The organism is Rheinheimera sp. NSM, assembly GCF_052380015.1.
In the GTDB taxonomy this organism is placed as follows: Bacteria; Pseudomonadota; Gammaproteobacteria; order Enterobacterales; family Alteromonadaceae; genus Alishewanella.
Genome location: NZ_JBQTCI010000003.1, coordinates 549,999 through 573,063 on the forward strand (window position 1 = coordinate 549,999; position 23,065 = coordinate 573,063).

General features: G+C 49.7%; 20 protein-coding genes, 1 other RNA gene and 1 pseudogene. 8 read left to right on the plus strand and 14 right to left on the minus strand.

Features of this window, described 5'->3' with window-relative positions:
• Positions 1–56: 56 nt before the first annotated feature.
• From recR to ACTZWV_RS12005, 9 genes are all read right to left on the minus strand, one after another.
• On the minus strand, positions 57–659 hold the full coding sequence (gene recR / locus ACTZWV_RS11965) for a recombination mediator RecR (protein WP_444786762.1): 603 nt from the start codon (positions 657–659) through the stop codon (positions 57–59).
• Complete coding sequence (locus ACTZWV_RS11970; RefSeq protein ID WP_068232296.1) at positions 659–985, minus strand: YbaB/EbfC family nucleoid-associated protein; 327 nt, start codon at positions 983–985, stop codon at positions 659–661. The genes recR and ACTZWV_RS11970 overlap by 1 nt, the downstream gene beginning before the upstream one ends.
• 128 nt (positions 986–1,113) lie before the next feature.
• A complete protein-coding gene (gene dnaX / locus ACTZWV_RS11975) occupies positions 1,114–3,288 on the minus strand; it encodes a DNA polymerase III subunit gamma/tau (protein WP_444786763.1) in 2,175 nt (724 codons plus the stop codon).
• Positions 3,289–3,334: 46 nt separating this feature from the next.
• Positions 3,335–3,883, minus strand: coding sequence for an adenine phosphoribosyltransferase (gene apt, locus ACTZWV_RS11980; RefSeq protein WP_305552872.1), 549 nt, complete (start codon positions 3,881–3,883; stop codon positions 3,335–3,337).
• 234 nt (positions 3,884–4,117) lie between these two features.
• Positions 4,118–4,879 carry an HvfC family RiPP maturation protein gene (locus tag ACTZWV_RS11985; protein WP_444786764.1) on the minus strand — a complete coding sequence of 254 codons (762 nt, stop codon included), beginning with the start codon at positions 4,877–4,879 and terminating at the stop codon, positions 4,118–4,120.
• A 4-nt stretch (positions 4,880–4,883) separates the two neighbouring features.
• Positions 4,884–5,732: an HvfB family MNIO-type RiPP peptide maturase gene (locus tag ACTZWV_RS11990; protein WP_444786826.1), complete on the minus strand. Its 849-nt coding sequence runs from the start codon at positions 5,730–5,732 to the stop codon at positions 4,884–4,886.
• A gap of 60 nt (positions 5,733–5,792) precedes the next feature.
• Positions 5,793–6,176 carry an HvfA family oxazolone/thioamide-modified RiPP metallophore gene (locus tag ACTZWV_RS11995; protein WP_444786765.1) on the minus strand — a complete coding sequence of 128 codons (384 nt, stop codon included), beginning with the start codon at positions 6,174–6,176 and terminating at the stop codon, positions 5,793–5,795.
• Positions 6,177–6,320: 144 nt separating this feature from the next.
• Positions 6,321–7,295, minus strand: a complete 975-nt coding sequence (locus tag ACTZWV_RS12000) for a class I SAM-dependent methyltransferase (protein ID WP_444786766.1) — start codon at positions 7,293–7,295, stop codon at positions 6,321–6,323.
• A gap of 77 nt (positions 7,296–7,372) precedes the next feature.
• Entirely contained in the window at positions 7,373–10,195 is a 2,823-nt protein-coding gene (locus ACTZWV_RS12005; protein WP_444786767.1) for a TonB-dependent receptor plug domain-containing protein, read from the minus strand.
• 494 nt (positions 10,196–10,689) lie between these two features.
• Between ACTZWV_RS12005 and dinG the strand changes: the two genes are divergently transcribed.
• From dinG to ACTZWV_RS12025, 4 genes are read left to right on the plus strand one after another with little or no spacing between them, the layout of a single operon-like run.
• Positions 10,690–12,729 (plus strand): ATP-dependent DNA helicase DinG, encoded by a 2,040-nt coding sequence (dinG, locus tag ACTZWV_RS12010; RefSeq protein ID WP_444786768.1) that lies wholly within the window; start codon positions 10,690–10,692, stop codon positions 12,727–12,729.
• Between the two features lie 12 nt (positions 12,730–12,741).
• Positions 12,742–13,524: a sulfite exporter TauE/SafE family protein gene (locus ACTZWV_RS12015; protein WP_444786769.1), complete on the plus strand. Its 783-nt coding sequence runs from the start codon at positions 12,742–12,744 to the stop codon at positions 13,522–13,524.
• Positions 13,525–14,064, plus strand: a complete 540-nt coding sequence (gene priC, locus ACTZWV_RS12020; RefSeq protein ID WP_444786770.1) for a primosomal replication protein PriC — start codon at positions 13,525–13,527, stop codon at positions 14,062–14,064.
• 3 nt (positions 14,065–14,067) lie between these two features.
• Complete coding sequence (locus ACTZWV_RS12025; protein WP_444786771.1) at positions 14,068–15,006, plus strand: histone deacetylase family protein; 939 nt, start codon at positions 14,068–14,070, stop codon at positions 15,004–15,006.
• On the opposite strand, the gene ACTZWV_RS12030 is transcribed toward ACTZWV_RS12025, so the two are convergent.
• Complete coding sequence (locus ACTZWV_RS12030) at positions 14,977–16,074, minus strand: tryptophan 2,3-dioxygenase family protein (protein WP_444786772.1); 1,098 nt, start codon at positions 16,072–16,074, stop codon at positions 14,977–14,979. The two genes, ACTZWV_RS12025 and ACTZWV_RS12030, sit on opposite strands and share 30 nt — an antisense overlap.
• A 125-nt stretch (positions 16,075–16,199) precedes the next feature.
• Here ACTZWV_RS12030 and ACTZWV_RS12035 point away from each other — a divergent pair, with 125 nt between their 5' ends.
• Positions 16,200–16,460 (plus strand): late competence development ComFB family protein, encoded by a 261-nt coding sequence (locus tag ACTZWV_RS12035; RefSeq protein ID WP_173500918.1) that lies wholly within the window; start codon positions 16,200–16,202, stop codon positions 16,458–16,460.
• Between the two features lie 9 nt (positions 16,461–16,469).
• Positions 16,470–16,595 (plus strand): annotated as a pseudogene (locus ACTZWV_RS12040) (DUF2496 domain-containing protein); the annotation flags it as partial.
• A gap of 29 nt (positions 16,596–16,624) precedes the next feature.
• On the opposite strand, the gene ffs reads toward ACTZWV_RS12040, so the two are convergent.
• From ffs to ACTZWV_RS12055, 3 genes are all read right to left on the minus strand, one after another.
• An RNA gene (gene ffs / locus ACTZWV_RS12045) (signal recognition particle sRNA small type) lies at positions 16,625–16,721 on the minus strand.
• A gap of 79 nt (positions 16,722–16,800) precedes the next feature.
• Positions 16,801–18,426 (minus strand): methyl-accepting chemotaxis protein, encoded by a 1,626-nt coding sequence (locus tag ACTZWV_RS12050; protein WP_444786773.1) that lies wholly within the window; start codon positions 18,424–18,426, stop codon positions 16,801–16,803.
• A 133-nt stretch (positions 18,427–18,559) separates the two neighbouring features.
• On the minus strand, positions 18,560–19,414 hold the full coding sequence (locus ACTZWV_RS12055) for a DUF3014 domain-containing protein (RefSeq protein WP_444786774.1): 855 nt from the start codon (positions 19,412–19,414) through the stop codon (positions 18,560–18,562).
• A gap of 113 nt (positions 19,415–19,527) precedes the next feature.
• Between ACTZWV_RS12055 and ACTZWV_RS12060 the strand changes: the two genes are divergently transcribed.
• Together ACTZWV_RS12060 and ACTZWV_RS12065 are read left to right on the plus strand one after the other, a co-directional pair.
• Positions 19,528–20,667 carry a patatin-like phospholipase family protein gene (locus ACTZWV_RS12060; RefSeq protein WP_444786775.1) on the plus strand — a complete coding sequence of 380 codons (1,140 nt, stop codon included), beginning with the start codon at positions 19,528–19,530 and terminating at the stop codon, positions 20,665–20,667.
• Positions 20,668–20,808: 141 nt separating this feature from the next.
• Positions 20,809–21,708 carry a GGDEF domain-containing protein gene (locus ACTZWV_RS12065; RefSeq protein WP_444786776.1) on the plus strand — a complete coding sequence of 300 codons (900 nt, stop codon included), beginning with the start codon at positions 20,809–20,811 and terminating at the stop codon, positions 21,706–21,708.
• A gap of 9 nt (positions 21,709–21,717) precedes the next feature.
• On the opposite strand, the gene tilS is transcribed toward ACTZWV_RS12065, so the two are convergent.
• The gene (gene tilS / locus ACTZWV_RS12070; protein WP_444786777.1) at positions 21,718–23,025 is read right to left on the minus strand and encodes a tRNA lysidine(34) synthetase TilS; all 1,308 of its coding nucleotides are present in this window, start codon (positions 23,023–23,025) and stop codon (positions 21,718–21,720) included.
• Positions 23,026–23,065 lie beyond the last annotated feature (40 nt).

Genomic DNA, 23,065 nt, shown 5'->3' on the forward strand with positions numbered 1-23,065 from the left:
AACACTGACAACTAATATGGGGAGGATTAACCGGATTTCAAGCAGGGTTATAACAATCAGAAGGCTTTACGACCGCTAAAAGCATGTGACAGCGTGGTGCCATCGACAAACTCCAACTCACCGCCAACCGGAATACCCTGGGCAATGCGCGATACCTTTATCTGGTGCTTATGACACAGCTCAGCAATATAAAATGCGGTAGCATCGCCCTCTACCGTGGGGTTGGTCGCCAGGATAAGCTCGGTTACACCGGCGGCCGCTAATAAGTGGCTGAGTTTATCCAGCCCCAAATCTTGCGGGCCTATGCCATCCAGCGGCGACAAATAGCCCTGCAACACAAAATAACGACCTTTAAACTGGCCGGTTTGTTCAATGGCCATTTGGTCCGCCGCAGAACCTACCACACAGATAATACCGTCTGCCGCACGAGCAGGGTCTGTGCAAATATGGCACAGCGCGGTTTCGCAAAAAGTACGGCATTGCTGGCAATGGCCTACGTTGTTCATCGCAGCGCTTAGTGCCTCGCCCAACTGCAGGCCGCCCTCGCGGTTACGTTCTAACAACGAAAACGCCATGCGCTGCGCCGACTTTGGCCCAACCCCGGGCAAAATGCGCAGTGCATCAATAAGTTGTTGCACCAGCGGCGTATGACGGCTCATCAGAATGGCATTTTCATACCCGGTGGCAATTGCAGGCCGCCGGTAACTGAAGCCATTTTTTCTTTGCTGGTTTCATCAACACGGCGCACCGCGTCGTTAATTGCCGCGGCAATTAAATCTTCCAGCATGTCTTTGTCATCCTGCATCAGGCTGTCGTCAATACTCACCCGGCGTACATTGTGATTACCCAGCATGGTTACTTTTACCAGCCCGGCACCGGCTTCACCGGTCACTTCCATCGCCGCAACTTCAGCCTGCATTTTCTGCATTTTTTCCTGCATGGCTTGCGCCTGCTTCATAATGTTGCCCATACCGCCTTTAAACATAGCTTTGTACCTGCTGTAAAATTAAGTTGAAATAGCAGTGTATCGGACACTGACCTTCTACCGGCGACAAGATAATAACTTCGCCGCCAAATTACAAGTTATGCGCACTTAGCGCACAGCTTAAGCCGCTAGTTTACCACTATGGTATCGGGTAGCAGCTGTGCATCAAACAACTGTTGCAATTGCTGTACTTTGTCATCTTCCTGCAGCAAGCGGCTGACATAACCAAAGCGTTCCTGCACAATTTTCTGTTGGATAGATAACGGGCTTTGCGCCACTTCACTCTGATAGGTAATAGCAATGCTTAGCGGCTGGTTAAAACTGCGTTCCAGTACCTGTTGTAACTTAGTACGAAAGCTATCGCTATCCAGATGCTGCTGGCTTTGCGCCACGGTTAAACTCAGCTTATTACCATCCAGTTGCATAGCGGCATTGAGTAAAAACAGCCGGCTTAAACCGCCGGTATCGAGGGTTTCTACCCGCGCCGCCCAGGCATCAACCTGAGCCGCAAAACGGACGGAAAAATTCTGCTCATTAATACTGCCGTCAAAACTGTGTGTCGGGGCCTCCGGTGCCTGCGGCGCAGCAACGTGCTGCACATCCTGCTCGTACTGTTGCCATAACGCATCCGCCACTGCCGCATCATATTGCGGCATGTCGCTATCATCCGGCTCGTAAGTATCGTCACTGTGTCGCTCAGGCTCCGCAGATGCCGCAGCCACTGCCGGCGTTGATACGGAAGTAGCTTGCACCGGCGACGGCACATCAGAGGGCGGCACAGCGGGCGCTGCGGCAAGCCCGGGACGCGCTGTAGCATTTGCAGTAAGCGGCGCCTCACGGCGCTCAGGCTTTTTTGGCTCCGGCGCCGCAGTTACCTGTACGCCGCGACGCGCCATAATTCGCGCCGTTACCGGATCAATACCAGCACTATGTTCTGCAGCATCGGCTGCTGGCCGGGTTTGCGTTTCCGGCTGAGCAACGCGGTGTGTTGGCGCATCGTCGTCAACAGATAACGCCGCCGCTGTTGTCTGGTTGTTGTCTGTGCCGGCTGCTGCCGGTACCCCATGCTCTGCAGCAACAGCAGGTATTACTGTAGTTTCTGCAGGTGTTTCTGTTGCAGCTTGTGTGCTGTTAGTCTCTGTGGCGCGGGCTTGCACTGCTGTCGCCGTAGCAACCGGCTGCGCTATTGGGGCTTTAGCCGGTGCTGTCGCGTTACTTAATGTCTCCGGCACAAACGCCATCGCCCGCAATAAGGCCATCTCCAGCCCGGTTAACGGGTCCGGTGCATAAGGCAGCTCTTTTTTGCCGCTGATCAACAGCTGATAGTAAAGCTGCACCTGAGCCGGCGCTAAAGTATCCGCCAGTTGGCGGACAAAAGCCTGCTGTTCTGAAAAGGCCGCGGCATTTTCACTAAACTGTGTTAACGCTGCCAGGTGCAGGATAGACAGCATGTCATCCAATACCTGAGCAAAATTACTTTGTTGCTGTACCAACGCTGCCAGTTGAATTTGCAGCTGCGCCGCATCTTGCGCCAAAATGGCCTGCAACAATTGCTGCGCCCAGCTTTGATCCAAAAAGCCGAGCATGGTACGCACCGTATCCAGGGTAATATTGGCATTACTTTGCGCAATAGCCTGATCGGTTAAACTTAACGAATCGCGTAAACTGCCTTTGGCCGCACGAGCCAGCAGAGTTAATGCGCTTTGTTCAAAGGGTATTTGCTCTTCACCGAGCACAAACGCCAGATGCTGCTCTATTTGCAGCGGGCTTAACGCCAATAAATTAAACTGCAGGCAGCGCGATAATACCGTAACCGGCAACTTTTGCGGATCGGTTGTCGCCAGCAGGAATTTGACATGCGGCGGCGGTTCTTCCAGGGTTTTCAGCAGCGCATTAAAACTGTGCTTAGACAGCATATGCACTTCATCTATCAGGTATACTTTAAAGCGGCCACGGCTGGGGGCATATTGCACATTGTCGAGTAAATCGCGGGTGTCTTCCACCTTGGTGCGCGAAGCCGCATCAATTTCCAGCAGGTCAACAAAGTTACCGGCGTCAATTTCAGTGCAGGCAGAACATTGGCCACAAGGCGTGGCAGTAATGCCCTGCTCACAGTTCAGGCTTTTGGCGAAAATACGCGCTATGGTCGTTTTACCGACACCGCGGGTGCCGGTAAATAAATAAGCATGATGCAGCCGGTTATTACTCAGCGCATTGCCCAGCGCATTTTTTACGTGATCCTGCCCGACCAAACGGGCAAAATGCTGCGGGCGCCACTTACGGGCTAAGACCTGATAACTCATAACAGCTGCTGGTATCTTGGTTGTGGTAATCTGTGACAGACTAAACTTATTCGCCGCTATACTCAACCAGACTGAGGATATTTAACCCGGCTTGTTGCAGCCGCGCCACGCCGCCCAACTCAGGTAAAGCAATAACAAAGGCTGCATCATCAACAATGCCGCCCAGTTGCCGCACCAGTTTAGCGGTGGCATCTATAGTGCCGCCGGTAGCCAGCAAATCGTCTACCAACAGTACTTTATCGCCCGGTACTATCGCATCGGCATGCAACTCTAAGGCATCTTCGCCATATTCCAGCTGATAGCTTTGTGAAATACGCTGGCGCGGCAGTTTACCCGGCTTACGCACCGGCACAAAAGAGATACCCAGCGCATAGGCCAGCGGCGCACCAAATATAAAGCCGCGTGATTCAGTACCGACAATCTTGGTAATGCCTTTATCAGCATACAACTGACAAAAAGCGTCGATGACTTTTTTAAAGCTGGGGCCATCCTGCATCAGGCTGGTAACATCACGAAATACGATGCCTGGCTTCGGGTAATCCACAACCGTTTTAATAACTTGTTTTAACTCAAGCGCTAATGCTTGCTTATCCATGTTGGAAAACCTTTTATTAAGTGTCCCGGCCGGGACAAAAAAGCCGCCCTTGGGCGGCCTTCAACACTGCTGCTGCATTATGCCAGAATTTGAAACCAACGCACTATTGGCGCCAGACACAGTAAGGACACGAATACTGCCACCAGGGCAAGAAATTGCCACAGGTTAAACGACTCTTTAAACTTTTCGTCTGCCATTACACTTCTCTTCTGTCATCAGCGAAATTAAGGGCGCCTATGGTAATGAATTTTGCTCTGCTTGAAAAGACACCAGCACACCTTTTGCAGCAAAGTCCTGTAATAAGCTGATAGCGCCCTGCTGTAACTGCGATGCATTAAACTGTGGCAACAGCGGTAACAGTTGCTGTACCAGTTGCAGCAGCGTACTGCCCGGGGCTTGTTGTAAGGTTTGCAATAACGCCGCAGTCAGCTGGTTAATCAGCACAAACTTCACCTCATCTGCAGCATTACGGTACAGCAGGTAACATTGTACCTCGCCAGGTTGTGCCGGCCGGTAATCAACGCTAATCTGATGCACCTGATACGGATACGCCAGCAACATACTCAGTTCAGACAGCTGCAGCGGGCTATTGGCAACCTGCCCGGCGCTGATAGCAGTTTCGCTGCATGGCAGCTGCTTGGTCGCCAGATACAGCTCCGCCCACTCATAGTGCGCCAGCTGCAGCATAAACACCGGGTCCTGTTCAGTAATCTGGTAGTCTTGTTGCAAATAATGCAGAAAATGTTCGGCAATATGCAAAAAATACGGACTGGTGCACTGATAGCCGATAAAAAAGCGGCGCACCAGCTGCTGCCAGTCAGTATCGCCGTACAACGACCTTAGTACCGGAAAAGCCGTACTGACAAAACCCTGCACATTATTAAAAAACAGCTCGCGGTAAATCGCCATGCGCCGCTCTTCAATGCCGGCCGGCGCCGGTTGTTGCGGGTCTTTAATATGGGCGATAAACGCCTGTTGCACCTGCTGAAACTGCATCTGCTTACGCCCTCAACGCCAGGTGGTCAGCCGCGGCACTTTGCTGCAATATTTTGATCTGTTCCAGTTCTTCACATAACACGCTAAGTTCAGGGATATTAAAATCGCGCTCTAACAGCGTCGGTTTCACACCATGCAACTGATACGCCTGCGCCAGCAACTGCCACACCGGGTCAATCACCGCCGAACCGTGAGTATCGACCAGTAAATCGTCGGCCTCGTTAAAATGGCCGGCAATATGATAATAAGCAATACGCTCGCCCGGCATAGCGCGTAAAAACTGCAGCGCGTCATAACGATGATTTACTGAGTTAACATAAATATTGTTCACGTCCAGCAGCAGCTGACAATCCGCTTCCTGCAACACCGCGAGGGTAAAGTCCTGCTCAGACATCTGCTGACCGGGTGCGGCATAATAAGATACGTTTTCCAGCACCAGCGGTTGCTCGAGGATATCCTGCACCTGGCGCACCCGCTTTGCCACGTAGCTTACTGCTTCTTGCGTAAAGGGGATCGGCATCAAATCGTACAAATGACCGGCGCCGGAGCAATAACTTAAATGCTCGCTGTATAAACTGATGTTGTAGCGGCGTAAAAACTGTTTTACCTGGCGCACAAACACCACGTCCAGCGGCTCCGGGCTGCCAATTGACAACGACAAACCATGACATATAAAGCGATGCTGCTCTGCCAGTTGAGCGAACTGCTTTTGCAGCTTGCCACCAAAGGGGAGCCAGTTTTCCGGCGCCACTTCAAAAAAATCAATCTGTGCCGGTTTAGCCTTAAGTATATCGCTCAGCATTTCGCGGCGCAGGCCCAAGCCTGAACCCGCTAACGCCGGGGTTGGAGGCATAATCATTGCTCAGCTCCTGAAAAGTAAAAGGCCTGCAGCTGCAGGCCTTAGCCGGCTGCGTTATACACTACCGCCACATTTACCTTCACCGCACTTGCCCTCGCCACATTTGCCTTCTTTGGCTTTATCTTTCATTTTGTCGGCTTTTTCTTTCATCTTCTCTTCGCCGCACTTGCCTTCTTTGGCTTTGTGTTTCATTTTCCCTTCGCCGCACTTGCCTTCACCGCATTTGCCGTCTTTCATTTTCTCTTTGGCTTTTTTGGCTTTATCTTCACCACACTTGCCTTCGCCACATTTACCCTCGCCGGCTACCATCTCATAACCGGACGCCAATTCCATAGCAGTAAACGGGTTGGCATTGGCTGTTGTGGCCACAGTAGCCAGCGAACCAAATACTAAAGCACCTACTGCCATTGCCACGTTTGAATGTTTTGCTGTTTTCATGTTTTCACCTGTTGTGTTTGTGGATTGCAGAGCATAAGACCTGACAAGGTTAGAATATATTTCGCCGACATGCACCCCATAGCCAGCATTTAAAACCAGAATCGGCTCACCTCAGTTTAAAAGTGGACATGAATAATCTTCTTGTTAACCTGTGTTCTGCCAATCAAGACTCCAGGCAAACAGCGCATTTTCTTCATAAAATGGCGTAACCCGCAACGCGGCTAAATTAGATTGGAAAGTACTGATAAAATTATCTCTGTCGTACTGAGACCAGGTGGCGTTTACTTGATCTTCGAGCCTGGCAATATATAAAACAACAGAATGCCTGAAGCTAAGAAATGAGGTAAGATTACCTGGCTTTGGGCTGGCTAACACAGGAGCTAAACGACGTAATAAGTCATCACACCAAAAGGCTGCTGCAGTGGAACTGTATTGTGCTTTTAAAGCAGTCGCGATTTTGAATAAAATTTTATTTTGTGCCACATAATCCACATCCGTTGTCGGTGATACTCCTTTAAGCCAACAGCTTTCCGCCAAAACTAATAACTGTTCTACTTGTGTTAAAAACCCCTCTTCGCTTAGGCAATTTTTGTAGAACGCCAAACCTGCTTCAGAATCTTTAGATATGAAAGAGTCGGCGTGATGTATTAGGGCATTAAAACAGCCATCTGGCTTTAATACACGATTACATTCAGCAACTGCTTCCATCTGATTAGCATATTCAAAACCAAATTGGCTGATAATCAGGTCGATACTATTATTTTCAAAAGGGAGATTTTCTATTGCCGTAGCAGGATAAAACTGCACTTTTTTAAGTTTTGCCAGAATATCCGGTTCAGACTGAAAAAGTACTTCAGGCTTTACATCCGCGATATCACATGCGTATACCGTAAATTTTTTGTCATTCAGCTCAGAAAAGGCTACGGCTGAAATAGCTAAAGCGCCATTGCCTGAGGCAATGTCTACAATAACAGCACCAGTTGCTGTCCTGCCAAAAATATCGTGCCAGTAAAACTGCAAGTTTCCTGTATATCCCAATGCAGAATCACCTTCACTAAAGCTATTCAGGCTTTTGCTATTTTGCCAATAATGGCTCCAATGCTCTGTACTTTGTGCCATTTGAGAACCAATCCTCTCCCAAAATTTTAAGCAAATAAAAAAGGCAGGAAAACCTGCCTTTTAACGTCATTTCTATCTTAGAACGTTTGAGAGAAACGAATGTATGTTACACGTCCGTATGCGTCATACAGGTTAAAGTTATAGTTACGACCACCAGCATTGATCAACTCCGGCTCTTTTTCGAACGCATTCAGCGCGCCAACCGAAATTTTGCTGTTCCACGGCGTATTATAAGTTACCTGCAAGTCATGCGTAGTCCAGCTACCTAAGCTTTGAGTTGTGCTTAAGTCTCTGTATCTGTTCTGGCCTTCAATCATGTTGATATTCCAGCTTAAATCGAAGTCAGAGATAGTATATACGTTACTGAACGCAACACGGCTGCGCGGCATGGAACCCGGAATACCAGGGTTACGCTCACCTACCAGGTTACGGCCACCATCCACAGTACTATCCAGTGCATAGCTGACTTGTAAATTCTGGTTTAAACGACCAAATGAACCAAAATCAAAATTGGTTTTAAAGTTGAAGTCTAAACCCGACGTTTCCCAAGTACCTTGGTTTGCATAGCCACCATTTACGCTAAGGATAGGCAAAGCAGGATTACCGCCTGGTACAGGTTGCGGGTTACCGCCACGAATTACGCCTAAGCCAGCAGGAATTGGGTCACCAGCTTTCTCTAATGCAATTAATTCAACTGCGCCAAAGAACGCGATCCGGTCTTCAATTTCAATATTGTAGTAATCAATAGCGAAGTTCAACCAGTCGGTTGGCTGATAAGCAACACCCAATGCATACTGCGTTGATTGTTCAGATTTCAAACTAGGATTAGCTTGGGTAATCTGACGAACCTGCACTTCACAATCAGCCAGTTGGCCAAAGTTAAGACAGGTAGCAGCATCTTCTACACCAGGGTTACCTGATGAAGGTTGCATAGTGATGATATCCAGGGTAGGAGCACGGAACCCCTTACCGTAAGACGCACGCATAACTAATCCGTCCAGCGGCTCATAACGGAAAGACACTTTTGGTGAGAAATCATTACCATAGTCTGAATATTTGTCGTAACGACCAGCAACTGTCGCTTCTAAATTGTCAAGCAGAGGGATCAACGTTTCGAAATAAGCTGATTTAACGTCACGACCACCACCTGCAGAGTTACCGGCTGAACCACCTACCACACCAGCTTCTGACAGCGAATCATATTTATCAACATACTCTTCTTTACGGTATTCAGCACCTACAACCATCTGCACAATACCGGCATTCATTTCAAACAAGTCAAAGCTGGCAGATGCAAAAGCTTCTTTCTGTACTGACTGGCTTAAACGAGCAATAGTTACGTTCATACTGTTAATCAGCTGTTGGTAAGCAGAGGCTTGGTCTGCATTATCAGCGTAACGAGAACCTAAAGGATCACGCAGGTCGTAGAACACAAAGTTTTCATCAGCAGCCTGGCCAGCCAGCACATCGGCAGTGGTAATATTTACCAAATCATCAGCTGCGCTGCGCAGCAGATAGTTATACCCTACGTCATATGTTTTTTGCTTACTTTTACGAACACCAAAGTCAACATCAACATCACCAATCATACCCTGAGCACCAACCAGTACGTCGGTAGCATAAGAATCAACATAGCTGTCACGGTTACCGATAGAAGCAAAACGGTGCCAGTATTTCAGGTCGCGATTCTCACCGGCATTAGGGAATACACTATTACCTTCCCAATTATCCCGGTCACGTGAACCGTCAACAGCTGCTTCGTCGTATACACCACCAGCAGCTATATTGGCAGGGTTAGTCGGGTTATTCCAGCTGTCAGCGCGTAGCAAACTGCCTGGATCATTTAACGATGGAGCATAACGACCGAACGATTTGGTTTTAGCCGCGTTAAAGTTACCAAACACACGCCAATCGTCATTAATTTGATGCTCAGCATTCAGGAATAAGCCCTGGTTACCGGTAGAGGCTTCGTTTGCGTTAGTAGCGTTGAAGTTGTAACCGCACTGCTGATAAGTATCAATGGTGGTCAGTTCTTCAGGCTGTACGTCCTCAATATCGGCTGGTTCATTGATCAGCGCATTGTTATTAAGTGTATTGCCCAGAATAAAGTTTTCCGCTGTACAGCCTCCCGGAATAGAGCGGAAGCCCTGGCTGTTATTAGTTTCTGTATAGTTGTTACCGTAAATCGATGCTCCGGGCCGAACCCAAGAATAAGCATTTTCAAAAATGATGTCACGGTTGTTCCATGACACACCACCGATAACCCGGGTTGTATCGTTAGAAGAACCAAATACAACAGAACCTTCTTCCCGATCACCGCCCTCTGAAGGCAGGCTAACCTCTGATGCACCCACGCGTAATTCAACGCCATTAAAATCTTTGCGGGTAACAATGTTAATTACACCACCGATAGCATCCGAACCGTAAACAGCAGAGGCACCATCAGACAGTATTTCAATACGCTCAACTGCTGCTAATGGCACGGCGTTTAAGTCTTGGCCCTGACCTGCTGATGGTGAAGTTGGCAAACGACGGCCATCTATCAGAACAAGAGTACGTGATGCACCTAAACCACGCATACTTACGGTTGCCACACCCTGCTGACCGCTACCTGACTGAGGACGGAAAGAACCGGCAGAGTTGAAAGTAGTACCACGGATTACGTCGGTAATAGAGTTTTGGCCAGACAGATCAATGGCAGCGCGGTCGATTACGGTAACAGGTACAGACTGTTCTAAATCAGTCCGCTTAATACGCGAACCGGTAACTTCAATTCGTTCAACTTTAGCAACTTCGTCTTCTTCCGCTGCAGTTACTGATGCAGTGAAAGCAGTTGCTGAGACAGCACCAAATGCAATAGCTAAGCGCACGGCTTTGCTTAATTTATTATTCGTATACATGTATTTCTCCCTGGACCACTATCTAGTGATTCTATTTTTTAACAGTTACCAACCTTTTACGGCGCTTGGCACTCCGTTTACACCGGATAACCTCCGGTTTGTCGCCCAGTGATAATAAACGTAATTTTTCAGCAGGGTCAACAGCTTTTACGGAACAATTTGTAATTCCTGCTGTCACGGCAGATAAGTAGCAGATAAATATACAGCGTATTAAAATGAAACCTGCTGAAAGCACCTGACAAAAGCAAAATATAATATATAAAATCAATACGTTGAAAAAAACCAGCTATTAGCCGGCTGTTAATGCGCATGCAAGGGTCTAATCAAAGCCCTTGCATGCCGTAAACTAAAGGTTACAAAAAGTCATATCCAAATCATCAGTTAATTCATCCGCGGCGGAACTAAATTCCGATTACTTTGCGAGTTGGCAGTTTTTGCTAACCTGCGGTAATCAGTATACAATCCAACAACTGTATAAAAATACATAACCTTCTATGTTAACAGATCAGCTCAAAGCGCAAATCCGCACTATTCATCAACGCATTAAAACTGCTCTGCCGAACTATCAATCCCGGCCGGGGCAAAATCAACTGGTGGCGGAAATGGCGAAGATTATCTCCGGCACTTACCACCGCAATGAGCGTATTGGTTTAATTGAAGCCGGTACCGGCACCGGTAAGTCGCTAGCCTATATGTTGGCAGCTATTCCCTATGCTCTGGCGCAGAAGAAAAAAGTGGTCATTGCTACCGCCACCGTGGCGCTACAGGAACAGCTGGTAAATAAAGATCTGCCGTTTTTCCAGCAGCACAGTAAGTTGCTGTTTGAATTTAGCCTGGTAAAAGGCCGGCAGCGCTATGCCTGTATTGAACGTGTACGCCAGCAGCAAAAACATCCTGAGTTGTTTGCCACTGTTACTAATGCCGGCTTTGACTGGCAAACCCTGCTGGATAACTGGCAGCAACGCAAGTGGTTGGGTGACAGAGATACGCTGGCAACGCCGTTGGCAGAAGAGTTGTGGCAGCGCATTGTGGCAGACCCTGTACATTGCAGTAAAACAAACCGGCGCCATCTGAATTGCCCGTTTCATTTGGCGCGTGCTGAAGTCAGCTCTGCCGATGTATTAGTGGTTAATCACGCACTGCTGTTAGCAGATTTAGCCAGCGGCAACAGCATACTGCCGCCACCGGATGAAACACTGTACATCATCGACGAAGCCCACCATTTGCCGGACAGTGCACGTGAGTTTTTCGCCGCTCAGGCCCAGCTGACCCACAATAATATTTGGCTGGAAAAAGCCGCTAAAACCATACAACAACTGATTACGCTGTTACCGGCTACGGTAATGAAAGAACTGTTGCGTTTTGATGACAGCTGCAATGAGCTCAGCAGCTTACTCAAACCGGTAGAGCGTTGTGTTACGGAATTTAAACCGCGCTGGTTTGCTGAGAAAACCGAGCACCGCTTCGCCGATGCAGCCCTGCCAAAATTATTACAGCAACAAGCGGAGCAACTGGCGCAGGTTAGCCAAAAAGCCCTGACTCAGGTAGAAAAAATTCAGCAGCAGTTGCAGGAAAACATTACAGAGCAACAGTTGCCATTAAAACAGAGTATGGCGCTGTTACAGGAGTTGAGTTACCTGCGGCAAAAGTTTGAGCAACAGCAAGCGCTGTGGCAACTGTATGCCCAGCAGCAGGACAAAAATGTCTACCAGGCACGCTGGGTTGAGCTGCAAAACCAAAGCCAGTATGTTATTGCCCATGCCTGCCCGCTTGGCGTGGCCAATAAGTTGGAACAGTTGTTATTTAACGACGCCTTCGCCGTGATCCTTTGCTCGGCAACGTTAACGGCGCTGAACTCGTTTCAGTACATTAAATATGATCTTGGCTTAACTCACTTTGACGGCTTACAAACACTGCAGGTTGTTTCACCTTTTGCCTATGCCGAAAAAGGCCAAATTGTTATTCCGAAAATGCAATGTGAGCCCACTGAGCAAGCTTATACGGACGAACTGATAACTTTACTGCCGCAGTATTTACCCGACAATCAGGCCAGCTTGGTGCTGTTTGCTTCGTATTGGCAAATGCAGCAGGTGGCAGAGGCACTGCGCAAGAAAGGTTTTTCGCTGCTGGTGCAGGGTGAAGCCTCACGCCAGGCTTTGTTGCAGTTGCATGGTGAAAACAGTAAGCACAACCGCACCAGTATTTTATTCGGCACCCAAAGCTTTTCCGAAGGGCTGGATTTACCGGGTAAATTATTAACTAATCTGGTGATCACCAAACTGCCCTTTGCCGTGCCTACATCGCCGCTGGAAGAGGCCTTAGCCGAAGCCATCACGAAAAAAGGCGGCAATGCTTTTTTACAGCAGACTATTCCGGCTACCTCGAAGAAACTGGTACAGGCCTGTGGTAGACTGCTCAGGCAAGAACAGGACGAAGGCCGGATAGTTATTCTGGACCGGCGTCTGGTGACTAAATCCTACGGTGCCGCCATGCTGAACGCCTTGCCGCCGTTTCGTCGACAAATTGAGTATTAGCAGGATAGAACCTTGTTTGCTGAACTGGCTATAGACCCCTCTGTGTTACTTATCCTCTGCGCTGTAGCTTTTGCTGCCGGTTTTATCGACGCTATTGCCGGCGGCGGCGGCTTGTTAACAGTACCGGCTCTGCTCACTGCCGGCCTGCCGCCGCATGTAGTGCTGGGCACCAATAAGCTGGCCTCAACATTTGGCTCTTTTACCGCATCACTGACTTATTACCGTAAAAAGCTGTTTAACCCACTGTACTGGCGTCGCAGCTTACTGTTTACTGCCATCGGCGCAGTGCTGGGTACCCTGGTAGTAGACATGATCAGTAAAGAGGCATTGGAGAAAGTATTGCCATTACTGATCCTGCTTGCCGCCATCTACAGCTTATTTAACCGAATGCAGCCGGATGACAAACTGCAGCTACCGCCGCAAGACACTAAGCTGTTCTGGCAACAGCGTATTCAGGGGCTAACGCTGGGCTTTTATGACGGCATTGCCGGCCCTGGCGCCGGTGCATTCTGGATGGTGTCTACCATGGCGATGTACCGCATTAACCTGCTGCTGACCTGTGGCGTGGCACGCACGATGAATTTTGTCAGTAACGGGTTCTCACTGGTGGCCTTTATTGCACTGGGCCATGTCAACTTTGCGCTGGGTATGGCGATGGGTTTGTGCCTGATGCTTGGTGCCTGGCTGGGTGCGCATTCTGCCATTAAGTTTGGCAGCCGCTTTATCCGTCCGGTGTTTATCTGTGTGGTCGTCGCAATAGCACTGCGTTTGGCCTGGCAAGCCTGGAGCAATTAAATGGACTTACAGGGCACGCTGAGCCACCAATTGCAACAGTTACGCCAACAAGCTGAAAGTATTGATCGCCAGCAACTGCCCGGTAAACCGCAGAACTGGTTTGACAGCACGGTCTTCAGTTGCCGCTCACCGCATTTAACCGACTATGTTGCCGAAGCACAGCGCAACTTAGCGCATCTGCATAACGCTAAACTAAGCTTGGCGGCCAAACAACGCCTGGCACAACGCCTGAGCGAGCAAACTGCGGCGTTAACGCAAGCCTTTCGAAATGTTGATGTCCGGCGCAAACCTACCAGCAAAGGCCGTAAAGCGGCCGCGGTAGTACAGCAGCTTAACGCTGGCAGCCAACAACTGTACCAGCAATTGAGTGACACTCAGGAGTTTGAACGCCGCCTGTTAGACATGATTAGCCTGGCAGCGCGGGATAACTCAGCAGAGGCCATACAGCGCGGTCTTGCGCTGCATGCCAGGTTAGGCCGGTGCCGCAAAGCGTTGTTTGACATTGAGCAGCAAATTCAGGAACTGGAGCGGCGGAATTAAGCCATGTTAAGCGCTCTGCCAGCAATGCTGTATCACCCCTGTTACAGCGAACTGCCGTTACCACCGTTACATCGCTACCCCATTACCAAGTACCGTGAGCTGCATCAGCAATTGCTTAATATTGGCGTGCCGGCCAGTGCTTTTACGCAGTCAGAGCCGGTCAGCACAACGCTGTTAGCGCAGGTGCATTGTCCGCAATATATTCAAAGCCTGGCTGACGGCAGTATTGACGCCAAAGCGATGCGGCGTATTGGCTTTCCATGGTCTGAACAATTGTTTCAGCGCTCATTACACTCGTTGGGTGGTACCTTGCAAACTGCGCAGGCGGCGCTAACCAGCGGTATAGCGCTGCATTTAAGCGGCGGCTACCACCATGCGTTTTATGCCGAAGGCTCCGGTTTTTGTTTGTTTAATGACTTAGTGCTGGCGGCAAAAAACCTGCTTAACCAGGGGCTGGATAAAATACTGATTATTGACCTGGATGTGCATCAGGGTGATGGCAGCGCAGCAATGCTAAGTGACGAGGCGCGCATTGTCAGCTGCTCCATTCATTGTGAGAAGAATTTCCCTTACCGTAAACAGCGGTCTGACTGGGATATTGGCGTAGCAAAAGACTGTAGCGATAGCGATTATCTGCAGGCGGTACAACAAAGCCTGCATAGCCTGCTCAGTTGGCACCAGCCGGATTTAGTGCTGTACGATGCCGGCGTGGATATTCATCAGCTGGACGAGCTGGGTTTGCTGGGCATTTCTACTCAAGCGCTGTACCAACGTGATCTGCTGGTGCTGCAAAGTTGTGTCGACAGATCAGTGCCGGTGGCGGCGGTCATTGGCGGCGGCTACCAGCGCAATGTTGCTGCGCTGGTACAACTGCACCTGCAATTATTTAAGGCCGCTTTTACGCTGTGCGGTTCAGATTTCGCCGGCAAAATAGAAACCTAAACGCCGTTTTACCTGTGGTGGTAAGGCCGGTAAATCTGCTTTGGGCAATAAAAACGTCGCCATATTAAACAGATCAGTGAAAATGCGGTTTTTCTCTGTAGTACGTTTTAAATAATCATGCCCGGACGAGCCACCGGTGCCTATTTTTGTACCCAGCATCCGCTGCACCATCATGGCGTGTTTATAGCGCCAAATGGTTAACAGCTCATCTATCTCGGTTAAGCAGGTCAGTAACTGAAACGGCAGGTTAAATACCGGTTCTTCCTGATACAAGGTAATAAACAGCGCCGATAACATAGCGCGCTGGCTTAAACGGAAGGCACCTGACTGCTGCAGTTGCAAATATTTGTCTTTATCCAGCAAGGCAGCAAATTTCTCTGCAGTACGGGCAATTTCGGCCAGTTGCAGTTCGCGCTCGTGTTCAGCAATTTGTGCAATGGCCTGCACGGTGCTTTTATCTTCTGCCAGCATGGCGTCGGTAGCTTGTTGATACATTTGCCAAAAACTGAAATCTTGCAACTCCAGAAACGGCATGCGCTCCAGCCATTTTTCAATCCGTTCAAACAGGCTGGGTTCATGCTCCAGTTGCTGCAGGAAAGTACGGTCTTTTTCATTCAACCGGCTGTAAAATGAGTTTTTATCAAAATCGATACGGAAATCACTTTTCAAGCCTAAACCGATTTCCAGCATTTTAAACTGAATACTCTGAAAGCCGGACGCCGGTACCAGGTAATCACGAAAGGACATAAAATCCTGCGGCGTCATGGTTTCCATAACGCCAATTTGCTGGTTCAACAACTGCTGAATCGTCATAACCCGCTTCAGTTTATGCACGATACCGGTTAGTTGCTCGTCTTTTACTTCTGCACCGGCAAACACGTCCATCACGGCTTTTAACTCGTGCAAGATTTGTTTAAACCACAGCTCATATACCTGGTGCACAATAATAAACAGGGTTTCATCGTGCGCTTCGTTGGCATATTTGGCACTTTCCGGAGCCTGAGCGGTCAGGACTTTGTCCAGCTGCAAATAATCGCCGTAATAGCAGGGGGTAGTATTTTTTTGCATCAGTGTTCTTCTGTTAACGCATTTTGCGCATTGTAGCAGCCGCTGTTGCTAACTCAATCTTTCAGTGGTGTTTTCTGTCAAAGCTGATTATGCTTTGGTAAACACTAAACTACCGGGGCACAGCGATGAAACTTGACGACGACATCCACAACTATTATGAGAAACTTACGCTGGATCATGTGGTTGAATTGGGATTGGATCAGGAGAAAGATGCCGAATACCTGGCCGATCTATGCTGTATTTCACTAAACCTGCTGCCACCGCGTTATATCCGTTATGAAGTCGATATGGCGTTTTACCTGCCGCAAAGCGAACGTTTTGAAATGCAAATGAAAGTTAAAGAAGCGGTAGCACGGGCGCGGCAATTTCTAGACAGTAATGCCTGAGTATAAGCTGTGACAACGAAACTGGCACAGGCGCCTGAGCATATCAAACTGGCGGTAGATTTAATTATGCTGCTAGAGCAACAGCAAATTGACATCGATACCGTGTTACAGGCGCTGGAAATTGTGACACGGGATTTTACACAGAAGCGGAATTTGGGTGGCAACCCCACCAGCCACATCCCGGCACATACGTCATAAACTGTGGCTGCTTCCTTCCGGACCTGACCAGGTTCGCCTACTAGTATTGCGAGAGGACCAATGGGGTTACCATTGAACTGCTGAATCCTCAACAGGCGCGCATTATGCAAAAAAGCGCAGGTTGTTGCAAGCCTGACTGCTGCTAAACCTTAAAAACCGCCGCCTGTGATTGCAATTTCACCGCCAGCTGAGCCAGCATATCACTGGCTTCTGCGCTTTGCTTCGCGCTGTGTGTCACTTCACTGATACTGACGGTAAACTCACTGATATTTTTGCTTATGTCTTCTGCCACTATAGTTTGCTGCTCGGTAGCAGTAGAAATTTGCACATTCATATCAACAATAGCGGCCACAGAATTTTTGATTTGCTCAATCACCGTTGCCGCGCCATTTGCATTGTCGACACTGGTCTCCGCATAGCGTTTTGAGTCATCCATTGAGCTGACAGCCTGCTTCGATGAGCTTTGCAGATTATCGATCATACCCTTGATAGACTCTGTTGCTTTTTGGGTGTTAGTCGCCAACTGCCTTACCTCATCAGCAACCACAGCAAAGCCGCGCCCGGCATCACCGGCTCGGGCCGCCTCAATAGCAGCATTTAATGCCAACAAATTGGTTTGCTCGGCAATAGTGCGTATAACGGCCAATACCTGGGTTATTTTTTCCGATTCTGTATTCAGGTGGCCAATAACATTACCGGCGTCGGTCAGCGTAACGGCCAGCTGCTCAATAGAGCGCATGTTCTGCATCACCCGTTCAAAGCCATCCTGCGAGTAGCCATCTGCTTCGTTTGCTTGTTCTGACGTACGCAAAGCACTGTTCGCCACTTCCTGGATCGCCGCAGACATTTGTGTGACAGCAGTGGCAATTAAATTGGCTTTTTGCTCCTGCTCCATCGCAGTACTGCTGACTTGTTCACTGATATGGCTCATTTCCTCAGATGCTGCAGCGAGTTGAGTAATAGCTTGCCCCAGTTCAGTAAAAAACTGCTGCAACCGTTGCAGGGTTTCATTTAGTGCCAGTGATGTCGCTGCAATTTCGTCTTTGCCACATACATCGGCCCGAACACGCAGATCCAGATCATTACCAACAGTGACGATGCTGTTTTGCAATAACCGTAACGGATGTTGGATAGAGCGATAAATAAGCCAACCCAGCAGGCCAAGTCCTGCAAATACAACAACAAGAACAACACCAAATAATAATTGAAAGCTGTCGTATTCCTGCTGCGCCTGCTGACGGAATCTGTCGGCTTCGCTCAGCTGTAACACAATCAGTTTATCCAGTGCACTACTGAGCGGATCGGCAACCTGATACAGCGCCTGGTTGAACGCGTCGGCATTGTCGGCACGTAAGCTGTTGTCACGTATCGCAAGCTGATACCCCTCGATGGCAGCCAAAAACGGTGCCATTTTTTGCTCTGCGTCAGCAACTAAACGGCGCTCTTCTGACGTCAGTTCAGTTTGCTTATAGGCTTTCCATGCCATTTCAGCACTGGACAATGCTTGATTGAGATTTGCTGCGGCCGTATCACTATCCTGTATTTGCCCGCGATATTTATGCAGTGTATCTACCGCGGTAACCGCATAAGCGTCTGACACCTGCTTAATTTGCTGCAACGGTTTTACCCGGTCGATATACAAGCTATTGATACCACGGTTAAGCAGTTGCATCTCTTGCAATGCAACCCAGGTAACGATCAACAGTATTACCAGCGGCACAGCCGCCAACACCGTCAAGCGGCTTTTTACAGAGTAGTTGTTCAGCATAAACCGGCAAACCTCGCTAAATGTTAACAATCAACATTCAGCATAGGCGAGTTTTTTTATTCAACCACTTGTTTTTACGGCGAAGAACAAAAAGCGTTGCCAGGCTGCTTAACCGCAAACAGCCCGTAGAAATTTAAGGAGTAGATGTTAACTCTGCCCGATATCGCTGCAATAACGCTCTGACTTTCTTTTGATTATCCGGCCCCAAGCGAATCATTTGCTTTTGCGGCGCCGGCAATTGTTCTATGGCAGGATCGGCAAAAATATACACCACTGACGGCCGCTCCAACTCTAATGGGTACTGTACCTGCGGTGTTGCCAGCAACAGATCAATAGCGGCAATCAGTTTATTTTTAAACAGCTCATCGGGGTAACCCAACTCAGCATACGCCTGCTGCAACAGTGGCTCGTAACGTTCAAATAACGGCATCAGCTGCTGCGGCGGCACACTTTCCAACAACTGAATATAAGGCTCGTAACGGCCAAAGCTCTGCTGCTCCAACAACAGCGGTTCGCCCTCATCCAGGCTAAAGCGCTGCTCCAACGGCATTAACACCGGCTGCCCGGCAACCAGTTGGCCCTGGGCAATATTATCAACCTGTACTACCAGGCTGCGCAGCATATCTTCAGTGACAAATAAATTGGCCAGCCCCGGCCGCCAATCCAACGCCAGCAAACGCTGTTTAACCTCAACATCGGATTGCTCCAGTGCAGGCAATACCGGCTCTTCTACCGCAGGCTCCGGGTCGGGCTGCGCTGGTGCTGTAACCGGCGTTTCTGCTTCACCGGCGTCAGTTACCGGCTCCGGCTCTGGCTGCGGTTCTGCTTCAATCACTGCGGGCACCTCTACCGGCGCAGGCGCCTGTACAGCCGGCTTCGGTTGCTGCGGCGCAAACAGCCACCATAGCGCCACCAGCAGTACAATAACGACGGCGGCTATACCGGCATAGTATAACTGTTGACTGTTGTTTGATTTTTGCTCTGTCATAACTTCTCCGCTCGCGATCTGACATTGAAACGCTTTTAAGCGTTGCATTCCTGAATTATTCCAGCACTATACTAGGCAAAGAGCCTGTTGTATGGAAAAAGTTCAACCCCGTTATGTCTGAACCAGAAGTAAAGCCAGAAAAAAAGACGGCCCTGCTGCTCTCCGGCGGCGGCGCCAGGGCGGCATATCAGGTTGGTGTGCTCAAAGCTATTGCGCAGCAATATCCCAGAAGCGCTAAATTACCGTTTCAAATTATCAGCGGGACGTCCGCCGGTGCGATAAACGGCGCAGCCATGGCCTGCTATGCCTCCTGTTTTCATCTGGGGGTAAAAAAGCTGGAATGGATTTGGCGTAACTTCCACACCGACCAGGTGTATTACTCTGACTATCCGCGTATTTTCCGCCAGTTATTACGCGGTATTTTCAGCTCGTTTCAGGCCGACTATGCCAATAAGCATGCCGTCAGTTTATTCGACAACAAACCGCTGCGGCAGCTGTTGAGTAAGGTGCTGGATTTAAAGCGGATTGACCGCAATATTATGGGCGGCTACCTGTCCAGCGTGTCTGTTACGGCGTCGTGCTATAACAACGGCGATTCCATTACCTTTTTCCAGTCTGACAGTGCGCAGGAGTGGCGTCGCGCTAAACGCTGCGGCCAGCGGACTTTGTTAGGCGTGCATCACCTGATGGCGTCAGCCGCCATCCCGGTGGTGTTTCCAACCGTGCGTATTCATCAGCAATATTTCGGCGACGGCTCGGTTAATCAACTGGCACCGCTAAGCGCGCCTATTCATTTAGGTGCCGACAAAATAATGATCATTGGTGTGGCCGACCCGCGCAAAAATGAACACAACCAACGTATGTTGCACCACCCGGATTTGGCTACCATAGCCGGCCATTTACTGGATACGGTGTTTACCGACAGCCTGAACTCGGATTTAGAGCGCATGCAGCGGGTAAACAATACCATTAATACCTTGCAGCAACATGGCGTTAAGTCCGACTTAAAGCCGGTACAAAGCCTGCTGATAAACCCGAGCCAAAATTTTGGCCAGATTGCCAGCGAACACTTCCTGTCGCTGCCGCTGGCGGTTCGCACTATGCTGCGTTTTACCGGTATCCGCCAACACTCAGATTCCAGCCTGGCCAGCTACCTGCTGTTTGAACAGCGCTACACCCGCAGATTGATTGAGCTTGGCTATGAAGACGCGCTGGCGCAAATGGACACTATTATGCAATTTCTTGCCGATTAAACAGCCTTTGTAGTGTCAACGGCTTGACAGCTTTGGCTTAACACTGCCCCTGTGTTTCTAAGGTGTTGAATTAAAGTATATTTCATATATGGCCTGATATTTGCTTATAAGCAAGCAGATAAGTACCAAAAAGGTCGTTTTATGGAATACGCATTACTACACGATGTCGCGTTAAGCAGTGCGCCTTGTTATGCCGCAATAACCAAGCTGCAGCACTGGCCCGAGCTACCGGCAAGTGCAGAGCAAAGCTTGATCAGCCAGTTACAAACCACTCTGGATATCCAGCAACAGGTAAATATCGTATCAATGGCGGTGGGCAAGATTTTGCCGCTGTCGTTACTGCAGCTTAATACTGCCGTAGGCGAGTTCCCTGCCCGCGGCTCTCAAACCGCAACCTTTGAGCATCGCAGTATGCTGGTATTAAATCAGCAATGTCTGGCCGAATTGGTGTACCAAAGCGACTATGCCTTCACACCTATGCTGCAGCGTGAACTGCTGTTACTTGAATCAGAGTGGCTGTTTTCACTGCGTAATGCGCTGGTGGTAGCCCGCTTACAGCAACTGGCACTGAAAGATACCCTGACCGGCTTAGGTAACCGTCGCTTTTTTGACGATGCCATTGCCAAAGCAGTTCAATTGGCACAGCGTAACGACAACAGCTGCGCGTTGCTGCTACTGGACTTAGACAACTTTAAGCAGGTAAACGATGTTGCCGGCCATGCGGCTGGCGATGAAGTGCTGTTAGTAGTTGCCGGCTGTTTGCGCGACACGCTCAGAGCGACAGACAGTATATTCCGTTTTGGCGGTGATGAATTTGCCGTGATCTTATCCGGCCAGGATGCGGACAGTGCGCAACTGGTGGCCAGAAGACTGCTGAAAGTGATTAATCAACACCATCTTTGTCAGCAGTACAACGTTAGCGCCAGTGCCGGTTTGGCACAGTTAAAACCGGGCCAGGATGTCGGCCGGTTATTCAAAGCGGCGGACGACGCCTTGTACGACGCAAAAAACGCCGGTAAAAGCACGGTACGTTTTGCCTGAGAAAAGCAGCTAGCGGCGCCAGCTCAACCAATAAACGGCCTCAGGTGGCGTATAGCTGCTGGCATAGCCGGCTACGGCAACCAGCTCATTGTTAACCAACAGCAAGGGAATGCGCTGGCGCTGCCAGGGCGGTACCCGCCACAATTTAAACCATTGTTTTAAAGGTTTATGCACCGCAGCACCGGCCGGTTTAAAGCGCAGGCTAAGCTGGCCGAAAACCACACTGGCCGCGCTAACCGCAAGCGGTAAAGCGCCCTGTTGCGGCTGAACGCTAAAGTACAACTGCCCGCACTGTGCCGGCAGCACTAATTCCGACTCCTCCTGCCAGGTCAATACCTGCTGCGGCTGTTGCACCTCTGCGGCACTGAGCAAATACAACTTGCCATCATAACGGCGTAGCTGATAGTCAGCCAGCACCAGCACAGGCGTGGCGTCAACCCTGGCGGCTATTACCTGTCGTTTTAGTGTGTTTAACCACTGACTTTCCGGGTTTAACCCATAGCCACTTAACCAACGCCGGATAACCAAATCCTGCTGCAGCGGCAGCAAGCTTGCCAGCGCCGCCAGTTGCAGGCAGTTGTCCGTTACGCACTGCGCCAATGCCTGCTCTGTGTAATGGTCGGCCAACTGCTGTAAATCGGCCAGATGCTGCATGCTGCGGGCGGCGCTGGCAGCAAAATGCGGCCAACGCTGCAGCAATACCGGGCTGACCTGATGGCGGATAAAGTTACGCTCAAAGCGCAGATCGCTGTTGCTGTCATCGCTAACCCAACTTAAGCGGTTTTCATCGGCATAGCTTGCCAGCTCAGCGCGGTTAAACGCCAATAAAGGCCGCACTAAGGTGCCCGCAGCAAAACGGCGCTGCGCTGCTATACCACTTAGCCCGGCAGCACCTGAACCACGTTTTAGCGCCAGCAACAGACTTTCCAGCTGATCATCGCCATGATGTGCGCTCAGCAGCATATGGGTGTCGTCGCGGATAAACTCTGCCAGCGCATCGTAACGCGCTTGCCTTGCTCTGTGCTCCAGGTTATCACTGCCGTGCAGCTCAACCTGGCGCTGAGTAAAACTTACGCCACGCACCTGGCATTGCTGCGCACAAAAGTCACCCCACTGCGTAGCAAAGGAGCTGATGCCATGGTTAACATATACTGCCTGCAGCGCAAATGGCTGCAACAACCGGGCTTTAGCCAGTAAATCGAGCAGCACCACCGAATCCAGCCCACCACTAAGCGCCAGCACCACATGGCTGTCAGCTTGCAGCGCTAACGTCTGCAATAAATAGCGTGGGCTCAGCTCAGGTGTTAATTCAGACATCGGATGTTTTACCGGGTTATCAAGGTGCTCAGGCTACCAC

Excerpts from the sequence above, each read along its gene's own strand:
- ACTZWV_RS12030 (WP_444786772.1), bottom strand. The coding sequence starts at position 16,074 with ATGCAAAAAAATACTACCCCCTGCTATTACGGCGATTATTTGCAGCTG.
- ACTZWV_RS12000 (WP_444786766.1), bottom strand. The coding sequence starts at position 7,295 with ATGGCACAAAGTACAGAGCATTGGAGCCATTATTGGCAAAATAGCAAA.
- ACTZWV_RS11995 (WP_444786765.1), bottom strand. The coding sequence starts at position 6,176 with ATGAAAACAGCAAAACATTCAAACGTGGCAATGGCAGTAGGTGCTTTA.
- ACTZWV_RS12035 (WP_173500918.1), top strand. The coding sequence starts at position 16,200 with ATGAAACTTGACGACGACATCCACAACTATTATGAGAAACTTACGCTG.
- apt (WP_305552872.1), bottom strand. The coding sequence starts at position 3,883 with ATGGATAAGCAAGCATTAGCGCTTGAGTTAAAACAAGTTATTAAAACG.
- ACTZWV_RS12050 (WP_444786773.1), bottom strand. The coding sequence starts at position 18,426 with ATGCTGAACAACTACTCTGTAAAAAGCCGCTTGACGGTGTTGGCGGCT.
- ACTZWV_RS11970 (WP_068232296.1), bottom strand. The coding sequence starts at position 985 with ATGTTTAAAGGCGGTATGGGCAACATTATGAAGCAGGCGCAAGCCATG.
- recR (WP_444786762.1), bottom strand. The coding sequence starts at position 659 with ATGAGCCGTCATACGCCGCTGGTGCAACAACTTATTGATGCACTGCGC.
- ACTZWV_RS11990 (WP_444786826.1), bottom strand. The coding sequence starts at position 5,732 with ATGCCTCCAACCCCGGCGTTAGCGGGTTCAGGCTTGGGCCTGCGCCGC.
- priC (WP_444786770.1), top strand. The coding sequence starts at position 13,525 with ATGGACTTACAGGGCACGCTGAGCCACCAATTGCAACAGTTACGCCAA.
- tilS (WP_444786777.1), bottom strand. The coding sequence starts at position 23,025 with ATGTCTGAATTAACACCTGAGCTGAGCCCACGCTATTTATTGCAGACG.
- ACTZWV_RS12025 (WP_444786771.1), top strand. The coding sequence starts at position 14,068 with ATGTTAAGCGCTCTGCCAGCAATGCTGTATCACCCCTGTTACAGCGAA.
- ACTZWV_RS12055 (WP_444786774.1), bottom strand. The coding sequence starts at position 19,414 with ATGACAGAGCAAAAATCAAACAACAGTCAACAGTTATACTATGCCGGT.
- ACTZWV_RS12065 (WP_444786776.1), top strand. The coding sequence starts at position 20,809 with ATGGAATACGCATTACTACACGATGTCGCGTTAAGCAGTGCGCCTTGT.
- ACTZWV_RS11985 (WP_444786764.1), bottom strand. The coding sequence starts at position 4,879 with ATGCAGTTTCAGCAGGTGCAACAGGCGTTTATCGCCCATATTAAAGAC.
- ACTZWV_RS12005 (WP_444786767.1), bottom strand. The coding sequence starts at position 10,195 with ATGTATACGAATAATAAATTAAGCAAAGCCGTGCGCTTAGCTATTGCA.
- ACTZWV_RS12060 (WP_444786775.1), top strand. The coding sequence starts at position 19,528 with ATGTCTGAACCAGAAGTAAAGCCAGAAAAAAAGACGGCCCTGCTGCTC.
- dinG (WP_444786768.1), top strand. The coding sequence starts at position 10,690 with ATGTTAACAGATCAGCTCAAAGCGCAAATCCGCACTATTCATCAACGC.
- dnaX (WP_444786763.1), bottom strand. The coding sequence starts at position 3,288 with ATGAGTTATCAGGTCTTAGCCCGTAAGTGGCGCCCGCAGCATTTTGCC.